Source organism: Planomonospora sp. ID67723 (genome assembly GCF_015711605.1).
Lineage (GTDB): Bacteria > Actinomycetota > Actinomycetes > Streptosporangiales > Streptosporangiaceae > Planomonospora_A.
This window is the reverse complement of the sequence record NZ_JABTEZ010000002.1, coordinates 1,310,955-1,324,127: the sequence shown is the minus strand read 5'-3', so window position 1 is coordinate 1,324,127 and position 13,173 is coordinate 1,310,955. Positions and strand designations below refer to the sequence as shown.

Genomic DNA, 13,173 nt, shown 5'->3' with positions numbered 1-13,173 from the left:
GCCGCCATGGCCAGACCCAGGGCCTTCGACCCCGAGCAGGCGGTCGCCGCCGCGCTGGACACCTTCTGGAGCCGCGGCTACGAGGGAACCTCGATCGGAGACCTGGAGGCCGCCACGGGACTGAACCGGTCGAGCCTCTACCAGGCGTTCGGCAGCAAGCGCCGATTGTTCGACGCAGCCGTCGAGCGATATGTCGCCGAGCACGTCGAACCCGCCCTCGCGGCCCTGGAATCACCCGGAGCCGGCCGGCCGGAGCTGCTCGGTTATCTGCAGACGCTGGCCGCCTCCTTCCGCGCGGAGCCGCGTCTGGCGGTGCGCGGCTGCCTCCTGGTGAACACCATGGCGGAGCTGAGCGCTCACGATGCGGCGGCGCAGGCGCTTGTGAGCGCCTACCGGCAACGCGTGACCAGCGCCCTGGAGAACACCCTCAGAGGCATGACCGGCCACGACCGGATCACCGCCGAGCAGGCGCCCGTCCGGGCTCGCGTTCTCTGCGCCACGATCATGGGGGCCCTGGTGACCGCGCACGCCGACCCGGAGTCCGCGGCAGCGGTGTGCGACGCCCTCGCCCGAGACGTGCGGCACGCCGACGCGCCCGGAGGATGACCGTCGCCTGTGATCGTCGAGGTGTCCGCGCCCTCCATCCGCCGCCGCGGGCGGGGAGAGGGGCGTCTCCGCCCGATCCAGTGTGGCGCCGTTCATGGCATGGCAGATCTTCCTGTCATCGGACAGCATAAATAAAAGCGGACGAAACTCGGCAGATAGCACACAAACCGGCGCGGGAGCGCTCCCACAGACTCGGAAAACGCCCCTAAAACTAGGGAGACGGCAGGAGGGTGTCAAGGAATCCGGAAAGCGCTCCATCCCCATCCGTCGCGGCCTTCAGCGTAATCCTGAAGAAACACCAGGCCAGACGAGTAACGAGCGAGCAATCCCAAAGTAACTCCTTGACGCCCTCGATCATGCCTCCCTACCCTGCTCCGCAGTGGGAGCGTTCCCACGGCTTTCCGGCGGCTCCTCGACACAGAGATGTCCGCCATCCCCCACCGCCTCGTCCCCGGCGGGTTCATCCCGATACGAGGGAGAAAAACCATGCTCGATGAGCTGGACTCGCGCGTCGCCACGCTGAGTCCCGCCAAGCGCGCCCTGCTGCTGCAGCGGTTGCGCGGCGGCGCGGGCGCGGCTGCCCCGCCGATCCCGCGCCGTCCCGTCGGCGCACCCGCGCCGCTCACGTTCGGCCAGGAACGGATCTGGTTCCTCGACCAGCTCGACCCCGGTGATGCGGCGTTCAACATGTGCCTGGCGCAGCGGTGGCGGGGCAGGCTGGACCTGGCCGCGCTGCGGAGCGCCGTGGCGGCCGTCGTCGAGCGGCACGAGAGCCTGCGCACCCGTTTCCGGGCCGAGGACGGCACACCGGTGCAGGAGGTCGTTCCGGACGTCGCCGTACCGGTCGAGTTCCTCGACCACGCCGAGGCGGGACCGGGCGCGCCCCCGCCCGAGGAGTGGGCGCGCGCGGCGGTCGCCCGGCGCACCAACACCCCGTTCGACCTGGCCGAGGCCCCGCTGCTGCGGGTGAGCGCGTTACGCCTGGGCGAGGAGGACCACGTGATCTGCGTGGTCTGCCACCACATCGTGGCCGACGGGGTGTCGCTGAACATCTTCGCCGACGAGCTGGCCGCGTGGTACGGCGCGGGCCCGGCGTACGAGCCGCCCCCGCTGCCCGTGCAGTACCCCGACTTCGCCGCCTGGCAGCGGGAGCACCTGACGGAGGAGGCGGCCGCGCGGTCCCTGGCGTACTGGACCGCGCGCCTGGCCGACCCGCCCGTGCTGGAGCTGCCCGCCGACCGGCCCCGCCCTGCCGTGCACTCCTCCCGCGGTGACGTCGTCACGGTCACGCTCGGCGCGGAGCCGGCCGCGGCCCTGGAGGAGCTGGCCGCCCGGCACGGCGCGACGCTGTTCATGACCCTGCTCGCGGCCTACCAGGCGCTGCTCGCACGGCACACGGGGCAGGAGGACGTCTGCGTCGGATCTCCCACCGCGGGCCGGGACCGGGTGGAGCTGGAACCGCTCGTCGGCTTCTTCCTCAACACGCTGGTGCTCCGCGGCGACCTGTCGGGAGATCCGACGTTCCACGAGCTCCTCGACCGCACCCGCATCGCGGTGCTCGACGCCTTCGACCACCAGGACATCCCCTTCGAGCAGGTGATGGGCGAGCTGCGCGTCGAGCGCGACCTCAGCCGCTCCGCGCTGTTCCAGACGATGTTCGTCCTGCACACCCAGAACGACCGGCGGCAGCGGACCGCGATCCCCGAACCCCGCGAGACCCCCCGAGTCCGCGAGACCTCCGAAGCCGCCGAGGCCCCCGCAGCCGCCGCGGGCCGCGGGATCGAGGAGGTCACCGGGTTCGACGCCGGGTACACCGCGGCCAAGTTCGACCTGTCCCTCGACGCCTGGCGGACCCAGGACGCGCTGAACCTTGCGTTCGGGTACGCCACCGACCTGTTCGACCGCGACACCGTCGCCGCCCTCTCCGACCGCTTCACCCGGCTGCTCACCGCCGTCGCCGCCGACCCCGGCCTGAGGCTGTCGGACATCGACCTGCTGTCCGGGGAAGAACGCCGGCGGATCCTGGAGTGGAGCGCCGACACCACGCCGCCCTCCTCGGACACGGTCCCCGAGCTGTTCGCCGCCGCGGTGGCGGCCCGCCCCGGCGCCCCCGCGGTGACCTGCGCCGACCGGGTGATCACCTACGCCGAGCTGGACGCACGCGCCGACACCCTGGCCCGGGCGCTGCGCGCGGCGGGAGTGCGTCCGGAGTCGGTGGTCGCCGTCGCGATGGACCGCTCCCCCGACCTGGTGGCGGCCCTGCTGGCCGTCTGGAAGGCCGGCGGCGCCTACCTGCCGCTCGACCCCGCCTACCCCCCGCCGCGCCAGGCCGCCATGCTCGACGACAGCGGCGCGCAGGTGGTGCTCACCAGCACGGCGCTGCGCACGCGTCTGCCGGGTGAGGGGTACCGGGTGCTCTGCGTGGACGGCGATCTCCCCCGGGGCACGCGGGACCCGCTGCCCGCCCCCGACCCCGGCCGCGCCGCCTACGTGATCTACACTTCCGGCTCCACCGGACGGCCCAAGGGCGTCGTGGTCGAGCACGGGGCGCTGGCGGCCCGCGTGGGCTGGATGCGGGAGGCCTACGGTCTCACCCCGGCCGACCGGGTGCTCCAGTTCGCCACGGTCAGCTTCGACACCCACGCCGAGGAGATCTATCCCTGCCTGGCCGCCGGAGCGACGCTCGTGCTGCTGCCCGGAGGCGGGGAGTTCCTGCCGGACTTCCTGGCCACGCCGTACGCCAGAGACCTGACCGTGCTGGACCTTCCCACCCCCTACTGGCACGAGCTGGTCACCGACCTGGACACCGTGGACTGGCCGCCCGGCCTGCGGCTGACGATCCTCGGCGCCGACCAGGCGCAGGCGGCGGCCGTGACGGCGTGGCACCGGCACTTCGGCGGCCGGGTGCGCCTGATGAACACCTACGGCCCCACCGAGGCCACGATCATCGCCAGCGCCGCCGAGCTGCGTGAGGGGGACCGGCGTCCGCCGATCGGCAGGCCCATCGCGGCCACCTCCCTCTACGTGCTGGACGAGCGGCGGCGGCTCACCCCGGTCGGGATCCCGGGAGAGCTGTACATCGGCGGGGCCGGGCTGGCCCGCGGCTACCTCGGCCGGCCCGATCTGACCGCCGAGCGCTTCGTCCCCGATCCGTACGGCGACGGCCGCCTCTACCGCAGCGGCGACCGGGCCCGCTGGCGGCCCGACGGGGAGCTGGAGTTCCTCGGCCGGGCCGACGACCAGGTCAAGGTGCGCGGGTACCGGATCGAGCCCGGCGAGATCGAGTCCTGCATGCTGGCGCACCCCGCGGTCGCCCAGGCCGTGGTCCTCGCCGAACGGGGCAACCTGTTGGCCTACGTGGTGCCGGCGGCCGACGCTCCGGCGGCGAGCACTCCGGCGACCGACGCTCCGGCGACCGGCACCGGGATAGGGCCGGAGCTGCGCGAGTACGTCGCGCGGGCCCTGCCCGCCCACATGGTGCCCGCCGCCGTGACGGTCGTGGACCGGCTGCCGCTGACACCCAACGGCAAGCTGGACCGGGCCGCGCTGCCCGCCCCCGAATTCGGCGGCGGCAGCGGTTACACCGCCCCCGCGACTCCCACCGAGCAGGCGATCGCCGATATCTGGGCGCAGGTGCTCGGGACCGAGCGGGTCGGCGCCGAGGACGACTTCTTCGAGCTGGGCGGCCACTCCCTGCTCGCCACCCAGGTCATCGCCAGGATGCGGCGCGCGCTCGGCGCGGGCGTCTCCCTGATAGACCTGTTCCGGCACCCCACCGTCCGCGGGCTCGCCGCCCTGGCCGACACCCCCGCCGAGGCCAGGCGGCCCCGGCGGCTGCTGCACGAGCTCACCCCGCCGCTCCCCGCGGACCGGTGCGTGCTCACCTACGTCTGCGTGCCGTACGGCGGCGGCAGCGCGGTGGTCTACCAGCCGCTGGCCGACGCCCTGCCCGAGGGGTACCGGCTGCTGTCGCTGGCCGTGCCGGGGCACGACGTGGGCCTGGCCGAGGACCCGCTGCCCTTCGACGAGCTCGCCGCCCGCTGCGTGGCCGAGATCCTGGAGCGGGTGCCGGGCCCGGTGGTGGTCTACGGCCACAGCAGCGTGGGCTCGGCCCTCGCCGTGGAGGTCGCCCGGCGGCTGGAGGCGGCGGGCCGGGTGCCGGAGGCCGTCTACATCGGGGCGGCCTTCCCGTTCGCGCGGCCCCGCGGCCGGGTGATGAACGCGCTGTCCCGCCTGGCCCGCGCCTCCGCCGTCGCCTCCGACCGGGCCTACGGCAACTGGCTGGCCTCCATGGGCGTGGACCTCAGCGAGCTCACCCCCGAGCAGGCCCTGCACATCGTGCGCACCATGCGCGCCGAGGCCGAGCACGCCGAGCGGTACTTCACCGGCCTGCTCGACGGCGGGACCGCACAGCTGCGGGCCCCGCTGGTCACGATCGCCGGCGAGCGCGACCCGGCCACCGAGTACTACGAGGAGCGCTACCGCGAGTGGCACTTCCTGGCCGCGACCAGTGTTCTGGTGGTACTGGAGGAGGCGGGCCACTTCTTCGTCCGCTACCGCGCCGGGGAACTGGCCGCGATCGTCACCACCGCGCACCTCGCGGCGGGTTCGGCGGCGGGAGCGGCAGCGGAACCGGAGGAAAGGACGGAGACGCCGTCGGCTGCGAGGCCGGCGGCGGAACCGGTGCCGCCGCGCGAGGACGGGGTGACCTGGTGGCTGGAGGGCGTCTCGCGATCGCACGAGGCCGCGCGGTCCGCGGAGGTCCCGGGGCCGGAGCCCAGCATGGGGCGGTTCCTCGCGGTCGCCTCCGGCCAGCTCGTCTCGATCACCGGTTCCGCGCTCACCGAGTTCGCCGTCCCCATCTGGATCTACCTGACCACCGGCTCCGTGGCCAGTTTCGCCCTGTTCGCCGTGCTCGGCCTGGTCCCCGGCCTGCTGGTCGCACCGCTCGCGGGGGCGGTGGTCGACCGGGTCAGCCGCAAGAAGGTCATGCTCTGCGGCGACGTCGCGGCCTTCGGCACCCAGCTCGCCCTCGGCGGCCTGCTGTGGACGGGGAGTCTGCAGACCTGGCACCTCTACCCGCTCCTGGTCTGCCTGTCCATCGCCCTGACCTTCCAGCGCCTGGCCTACGCCTCGGCCATCCCGCAACTGGTGCCCAAGCGGTACCTGGGCCACGCCAACGGGGTCAACCAGATGGTCACCGGCGTCTCCCAGCTGTTCGTGCCGCTGGTCGCCGCCGGCCTGGTGGCGGGCATCGGCCTGGAAGGCATCCTCGTCCTGGACGTGGTGAGCTACCTGTTCGCCATCGGCGTGCTGCTGACCGTGCGCTTCCCCCGGACCATGGCCCACCGGCGCAGGGAGACGGTGACCGCCGAGATCGTCGAGGGCTTCCGCTACTCCTGGGGGCACCGCGGCTTCCGCAGCATGCTGATCTTCTTCGCCGTCCTCAACGTCTTCCTCGCCCCGCTGTTCCTGATGATCTCTCCGCTGGTGTTGTCGTTCGGGACACTCGACGACGTGGGACGGGTCTCGTTCGCCTCGGGGCTGGGCGTGTTCCTCGGCGGCCTGGTGATGAGCGTGTGGGGCGGGCCGCGGCGGCTGCGGGTGCGCGGCATGCTGCTGTTCACTCTCGCCCTGGGCCTGTGCTGCCTGGTCACGGGAATGCGGGAGGACCTGCTCGTCATCGGGGCGGGAGCATTCGGCATGGGCATGGCGCTCACCCTGCTGAACGGGATCTACGCCACCATCGTCCAGGTCAAGGTGCCGCAGCGGTTCCACGGGCGGGTGTTCGCGCTCAACACGATGATCGCGTGGTCCACCATGCCGATCGGGTTCGGCCTGGTCGCGCCGTACGCGTCGGCCGTGCTGGAGCCGCTCATGACGCCGGACGGGCCGCTCGCCCCGACGCTGGGATCGCTCCTGGGCACCGGTCCCGGGCGGGGCATGGGGCTGATGTACCTGATCTGCGCCGTGATGATCGTGGTGATCGCCGGTACGGCGCTGCGCCTGCGCTCGCTGTCCCGCTTCGACCGGGAGGTGGCCGACTCCCTCCCCGACGACGTGCTCGGGTCCGCTGCGCTGGACCGCCGGGACCGGGCGGGCGGCGCGGGCGGGCGCGCACCGCGCCGGGAGAGGGAGCTGCGATGACGGGCACGCCGGCGGTGGTCCGGACCGTGCCGGACCTGCTGCGGTTGCGCGCCGCCCAGGATCCGGGGCGGACCGCGATGGAGGTGGCGGGCGGGGACACGCTCACCTTCGAGGAATGGGAGCGGCGTTCGGACGCGGTCGCCCACGGCCTGCTCGGCCTGGGGGTGCGGCCCGGTGACCGGGTCGGGCTGCTGTTCGGGAGCGGGGACTGGACCGGCTTCGCCGTCGCCTACTGCGCCGCGCAGAAGGCCGGGGCGGTGGCCGTGCCGCTCTCCGACCGCCTCGCCGCGCCGGAGGCCGGATACATGCTCGACCACTGCTCGGCCTCCGTCGTGCTGCACGCCGAGGGGCTGACCCCGCCGGCCGGGCCGTACCCGTCCGTCCCCGCCGCCCAACTGGAGGACGGCGGCGGAGGACCCACCGGTGTCCGGATCCGTTCGAGCGACCTGGCCCAGATCCTCTACACCTCGGGCACCACCGGGCGGCCCAAGGGCGTGAGCGCCGACCACGCCAACCTGGTCCACGGCTGCGAGACCCGCCGGAACCGGCGCCGCTTCCGGCACTCCGAGCACCTGCTGCACGCCTTCCCGATCGGGACCAACGCCGGCCAGACCATGCTGATGAACGCTCTGGACGCGTATCCCACGGTCCTGACCCTCGCCCGGTTCACCCCGGGCAGGTTCACCCGGCTGATCGAGTCGTACCGGGCCGGCACCGTCTTCGTCGTGCCCGCGATGGCGATCGAGCTGCTCAACACGGGACTGCACGAGCGCCACGACCTGTCGAGTGTCGTGCTCCTCGGCTCGTCGGCGGCGGCCCTCCCCCCGGCGCTGTCCGCACGGCTGGCCACCGCCTTCCCCAACGCCACGGTGACGAACTACTACACCTCCACCGAGGCGGCCCCCGCCCAGACGATCATGATCTACGATCCGGCCAGGCCCGCCGCGCTGGGCCGTCCGGCCTCCGGCGGCGCCCTGCGCGTCGCCGACCGCGAGGGCCGCCCGCTGCCGCCCGGCGAGACGGGCGAGATCTGGTTGCGCTCCCCCGCCACCACCCGCAGCTACTACGGCGACGACCGGGCCAGCGCCGAGACGTTCCGGGACGGCTGGGTGCGGATGGGAGACGTCGGGCATCTCGACGCCGACGGTTACCTCTACCTGGACGACCGGGAGAGCGACGTGGTGAAGACCGGCGCCTTCAAGGTTTCGACGCTCCAGGTGGAGGCCGCGCTGTACGAGCACCCGCAGATCAAGGAGGCGGCGGTGGTCGGCGTCGCGCACCGGGTGCTGGGCACCGTGCTCGCCGCCGCGGTCGTGCCGCGCGCCCCGGGCCTGTCCACCGGCGAGCTTCGTGCCTTCCTGATGGATCGGCTGGCCCGGCACGAGCTGCCCGAACGGGTGCTGGTCATGGACGCACTGCCCAGGAACCAGTCCGGCAAAGTCATCAAGGGGCGGCTGCGGGAACTGCTCGACGGCCCCGCGGCCCAGGCACGAACGGAAGGTGCGTAACGCCATGCGCTCATCGGTAACCGGGGACCGGGCCTCCCTCGCCCAGCACGGGATGTGGCTCACCGAGCGGACGGGGGCGGGCGGGAGCGCCGTGCACCACATGCCGCTCGCCGTACACCTGGAAGGACCCCTGGACGAGACCGCGCTGAGGGCGGCCTGCGCCGCCGTCGCCGCCCGCCACCCCGTCCTCACCTCCGCTCTGGCGGAGGACGACGGCGAGCTGCGCCTCGTCCCCGGCGCGGCCGAGCCGCCCTTCGCCGTCGAGCACGCGGCCGAGGGCGATGTGCCCGCCGTCCTCGACGAGGAGGTCGCCCGCCCCTTCGACCTGTCCGCGGGACCGCTCATCCGGTTCACGCTGTTCCGGCTGGAGCCCAAGCGGCACCTCCTGCTGATCGTCGCCCACCACGCCGCCTTCGACGGCATGTCGAAGGACCTCCTCCTGCGCGACCTGGCCGCCGCCTACGGCGGCTCGCCCCTGGCCGAGCTGGAGGTCTCCTACGGCGCCGCGGCGGCCGACGAGCACGACCGCGCGGCGGCGAAGCTGGAGGCCGCGGCGGAGTTCTGGCGACCCCGCTGGAACGACGGGGACGGGCTGCTGCTTCCCGGGCTGCGGCGCGTGTCGCTGCGCGCCGCTCCCGGTGACACGGTGGACCTCGCCCTCGGCTCCGGCCTGGGTTCCGCTCTCGGCCCGGCCGCCGAGCGGATCGGCGTCACCCGCTTCGAGCTGCTGCTGGCCGCGCTGCACGCCCTGCTGCACGGCTACGGCAACACCCCGGCCACCGTGTCCGTGGACGTCTCGACCCGGACCGGGCAGACACGAGAGCACGTGGGAATGTTCGTCAACGAGCTCCCGGTGACCGCCTCGCCGGACGGGACGTTCCCCCCGGACGGGACGTTCCCCCCGGACGGGACGTTCACTGCCTTCGCCAGGTCGGTCCGCGAGGAGCTGCGCGCGGCGTACCGGTTCAGGGAGGTGCCGGTCGCGCGGGCCCTGGGCGGTGTCTCCCCCCGCGCCTCGCTCACCCCGGTCTCGCTGAGCTACCGCAGGCGCGGTGAGGAGCCTCTGTTCCCCGGTCTCGGCTCCCGCGTCGAGTGGACGATGTCCAACCGCGCGGTCAGGGGAACGCTGCACCTGCAGGCCGTGGAGGCCCCGGACGGGATCACCGCCCAGCTGCGGTTCGACCCCGAGTGCCTGGACCGCGCCTCCTGCGAGGCCGTCGCCGGGCACCTGGCGGACCTGCTGCGCGGCATCGCCGCCCGCCCGGACGCGCCGATCGCCGAACTCCCGCTCCCGCTCCGGCAGCAGGCGGCCACGGTGCCGGCCGGCGTCCCCGGGTCCACCGCCGGGTCCGCGCCCACGGCCGGGTACGCCGCCGCGGGTGCGTCCCGCGTGGTGGACGAGGTCATGGAGATCTGGCGCGAGGTCCTCGGCATGGACGACATCGGCCCCGACGACGACCTGTTCGACCTCGGCGGCCACTCGTTGTCCATCACGCAGATCATCGCCAGGGTGCGCGACCGGATGGGCGTGGAGCTCTCCTTCGAGGTGTTCATCGACACCCCGACCGCCGCGGGCGTCGCCGCCGACGTCGACCGGCTGCGGGAGGAGGCGTGCTGAGGCGGCGCCTGGCCGAGCTGGTCTCCCGCGCGAGCGACGGCGACCTCGGCGTCGAGGAGATCATGGCGGCGCCCGGCTCGCTGACCGCCCTGGGCGTCACCTCCCTCACCTACCTGCGGCTGATCGACGCGGTGGAGGAGGAGTTCGGCGTCGAGCTGGACGGCCCGGCCGTTCTCGACACCCTGGACGGGCTGACCGCCCACATCGCCGACCGGCAGGCGGCGCCGCGATGACCGGGCCCCCTTTCGCCTGGCTGCGCTCGGCGACGGTGGAGTTCACCGGGGAACGCGGTGGCGAGGCCCCGCTCACCTGGGGGCAGCGGTCGATCTGGCGCATCACCCGGTGGCTGGAGGACGGCGACCCCTACTTCAACACGCCGTGGGTGCTTCCCGTCCCCGGCAGGCCGGACCTCGATACCGTGCTGCGGGCGCTGGGAACGCTCGTCGAGCGGCACGAGTCCCTCAGGACCACCTGTCAGGAGACCCCGGAGGGGCCCGTCCAGCGGATCGCGTCCGTCGGGCGGCTGACCGTCGAGATATTCGACGCGGTGGACGCCACGCCCCGGCAGGCCGCCGCGGAACTCGCCGGCGAGCTCGCCACCAAGGGCTTCGACTACGCCGCCGAGCTGCCGCTGCGGTGCGCCGTCGTGACGGCGGACGGGCGGCCGAGGGCGCTGGCACTGGCCCTGTCCCACCTGGCCGTCGACGCCTGGGCGCTCGACCTGCTCGCCGCCGAGTGGCGGCGGCTGCTGGCCGGGGAGGATCTGCCGCCACCCGCGTGGCAGCCGATGGACCAGGCCGCCTTCGAACGGTCGGGCAAGGGCGCCGAGCGCGGCGAGCGGGCTCTGCGCCACTGGCGGTCGGTGCTGGAGCGGGCGCCCGGAACGTTGTTCGACCACCCGCCCGGGACGCCGGAGGACCCGCGGTTCGTCAGGGTCGGCATGGAGTCGGCCGCCGTCGCGGCCGCCGCCCGGGTGCTGGCGGAGCGCTGGTCGGTCAGCACCACCAGCGTGCTGCTGACGGCGAGCGCCGTGCTGCTGGCCACGCTGACCGCCCGCGGCACGGCGGTCATGCAGTTCATCGTGGGCAACCGGCACGACCCGCGGCTCCGCGACATGGTGGGCACCGCCGTACAGGACGGGTTGTTCGTGCTCGACCTGCCGGACGGCATGTTCGCCGACGCCGTCCGGGCCGGGCACCGGCAGGCGCTGATCACCTACCGGCATGCGCACTACGAGCCGTACGCGATGATGGCGCTGCGCGAGGAGGCCGGGCCCGTCGACCTGTCGGCCTACTTCAACGACGTGCGCACCGTTCCCGCCTGGCCGAACCTGCCCGCCCAGGCCACGCTGGACCCGGCCGCGCTCACCGGGCGGACGAAGACCTTCTTCGTGGGCGCGTGGGCCGAAGTGGACGCGAAGGTGTTCTTCGCCACCGGGCCCGCCACCCACACCTGCCAGCTCTATCTGCTGACCGACACCGCCTACCTGCCGCGCTCCACCGCCTACGCGCTCCTGCGGGGTGTGGAGACGCTGCTGGTGCGCTGCGTGACCGAGGAGGTGCCGCTCGGCCGGGTCGCCGAGATCTGCGGCCTCACCGACGCCCTACCCGAGGAGATGAGATGACCGACGGTCCCATGCGCGTGGTCGTCAACGACGAGGAGCAGTACTCCGTCTGGTGGCCGGACAGGGAGCTGCCGCCGGGATGGACCGCCACCGGGTTCGAGGGCTCCCGGCAGGAGTGCCTGGACCACATCGCGGCGGTGTGGACGGACATGCGGCCGCTCAGCGTCAGGAACCGGACGCCTTGACCGGACAGACCCCTCCGGCGGGGCGGCTCTCCCCGATCGGAGCAGCCCCCTCACCCGGGCGAGATCCGTCGGCCGATGACCGGCGCCAGGCGCTGCTGCGGCGCCTGGCCGCCCTGCCTCCCGCCCGCCGCGAGTCCCTGCGCCGTGCGATGACCGGAGCGTCCGCCGCCCCCGGCCTGCCGCTCTCATCGGGCCAGGAGCGGCTCTGGTTCCTCAACCGGTTCGACCCGGCGGACAGCAGTCACCACATCCTGTGGTGCCTGCGGCTGCGCGGCCTGATCGACTCCGGCGGGCTGGCCGCCGCCTTCACCGCGGTCGCCGGGCGGCACGAGGTGCTGCGCGCGCGGTACCGCATGGACGGCGACCGGCCGGTCCAGATCGTGCCGCCGCCGGAGCCGGTCGTCCTGGAACTCGCCGACGGCGGCGCCGACCCCGACGCGGCCGTCCTCGCCCTGTTCGACCGGCCCTTCGACCTGGAACGCGATCCCCCCATGCGGGTGGCGCTGATCGGGCTGGGGGAACGGCACGCGCTGCTGTGCATCGTGCTGCACCACGTCGCCGCGGACGGCTGGTCGCTGAACGTCCTCATGCGGGAGCTGGGCGAGTGCTACGCGGCCCACCGGGAGGGCAGGCGGCCCGAGCTGGAGGAACTGCCGACGCGGTACGCCGACTTCGTGGCCTGGGAACGCGCCCAGACCGAGCGGGCGGGACCGGCCAGGCTCGCGTTCTGGACGGAGCGGCTGGCGGGTGTGCCCGTCCTCGACCTGCCGGCCGACCACCCGAGGCCGCCCCGCTGGACGGGTCGCGGCGGGCGGGTGGAGCTGCGCGTGCCGGACGCGGAGACCAGCCGCTTCGAGCAGGTGGCCAGGCAGCAGCGGAGCACCCTTTTCATGGCGCTGCTGGCCGCCTTCCAGGCGACGCTCGGCGCCGTGGCGGGGCAGGACGACTTCTGCGTGGGCGTGCCGGTCGCGGGGCGCGGCCGTACCGAGTTCGCGCCGCTGATCGGCTACTTCTCCAACACCATCGCGCTCCGCGCCGACCTGTCGGGCGACCCCTCCTTCCGCGAGCTGCTCGGCCGGGTCCGCCCGGCGACCCTGCGGGCGCTGCAGCACGCCGAGGAGCCCTTCGAGCGGATCCTCGGCGCGTTGCGGCTCCCGCGCGACCTGAGCAGGCCGCCGCTGTGCCAGGCGATGTTCAACCTGACGCACAACCTGCCCAAGGACGACCTGCTGCGCACGGCGATGGGCGATCTCAGCGTGGAGGTCTACCCGCCGCCGGAGGCCGGCCGGACCAGGGCCGAGATCTCAGTGGACCTGTACCGAGGACCGGAGGGGCTGGGCGGGTCCCTCGAATACAGCAGCGACCTGTTCTCGGCCGGGACCGCGCGGCGCGTGGCCGCCGCCTTCACCGGCCTGGTGACGCGCGCCGGGGTCGACCCGGACCTGCGACTTTCCGGACTGACCGGACTGAAAGGTGAATGACCAC

8 protein-coding genes are annotated in these 13,173 nt (G+C 73.7%); all 8 read left to right on the top strand.

The features are described 5' to 3' along the window. Nucleotides 1-6 precede the first annotated feature (6 nt). The 8 genes from HS041_RS18570 to HS041_RS18535 all read left to right on the top strand — a co-directional run bounded on the left by HS041_RS18570 (nucleotide 7) and on the right by HS041_RS18535 (nucleotide 13,169). A complete protein-coding gene (locus HS041_RS18570) occupies nucleotides 7-606 on the top strand; it encodes a TetR/AcrR family transcriptional regulator (RefSeq protein ID WP_196441915.1) in 600 nt (199 codons plus the stop codon). A gap of 486 nt (nucleotides 607-1,092) precedes the next feature. Next, complete coding sequence (locus tag HS041_RS18565) at nucleotides 1,093-6,753, top strand: non-ribosomal peptide synthetase/MFS transporter (RefSeq protein ID WP_196441914.1); 5,661 nt, start codon at nucleotides 1,093-1,095, stop codon at nucleotides 6,751-6,753. Beyond that, nucleotides 6,750-8,261: a class I adenylate-forming enzyme family protein gene (locus HS041_RS18560; RefSeq protein WP_196441913.1), complete on the top strand. Its 1,512-nt coding sequence runs from the start codon at nucleotides 6,750-6,752 to the stop codon at nucleotides 8,259-8,261. Before HS041_RS18565 ends, HS041_RS18560 begins: the two co-directional genes overlap by 4 nt. Nucleotides 8,262-8,265: 4 nt before the next feature. Next, nucleotides 8,266-9,879, top strand: a complete 1,614-nt coding sequence (locus HS041_RS18555) for a condensation domain-containing protein (protein ID WP_196441912.1) — start codon at nucleotides 8,266-8,268, stop codon at nucleotides 9,877-9,879. Further along, complete coding sequence (locus tag HS041_RS18550) at nucleotides 9,873-10,112, top strand: phosphopantetheine-binding protein (protein WP_307845355.1); 240 nt, start codon at nucleotides 9,873-9,875, stop codon at nucleotides 10,110-10,112. Before HS041_RS18555 ends, HS041_RS18550 begins: the two co-directional genes overlap by 7 nt. Beyond that, nucleotides 10,109-11,503 (top strand): condensation domain-containing protein, encoded by a 1,395-nt coding sequence (locus HS041_RS18545; RefSeq protein WP_196441911.1) that lies wholly within the window; start codon nucleotides 10,109-10,111, stop codon nucleotides 11,501-11,503. The genes HS041_RS18550 and HS041_RS18545 overlap by 4 nt, the downstream gene beginning before the upstream one ends. Next, nucleotides 11,500-11,688 (top strand): MbtH family protein, encoded by a 189-nt coding sequence (locus HS041_RS18540; RefSeq protein WP_196441910.1) that lies wholly within the window; start codon nucleotides 11,500-11,502, stop codon nucleotides 11,686-11,688. Before HS041_RS18545 ends, HS041_RS18540 begins: the two co-directional genes overlap by 4 nt. Continuing rightward, the gene (locus HS041_RS18535; protein ID WP_196441909.1) at nucleotides 11,685-13,169 is read left to right on the top strand and encodes a condensation domain-containing protein; all 1,485 of its coding nucleotides are present in this window, start codon (nucleotides 11,685-11,687) and stop codon (nucleotides 13,167-13,169) included. The genes HS041_RS18540 and HS041_RS18535 overlap by 4 nt, the downstream gene beginning before the upstream one ends. Nucleotides 13,170-13,173: the final 4 nt, after the last annotated feature.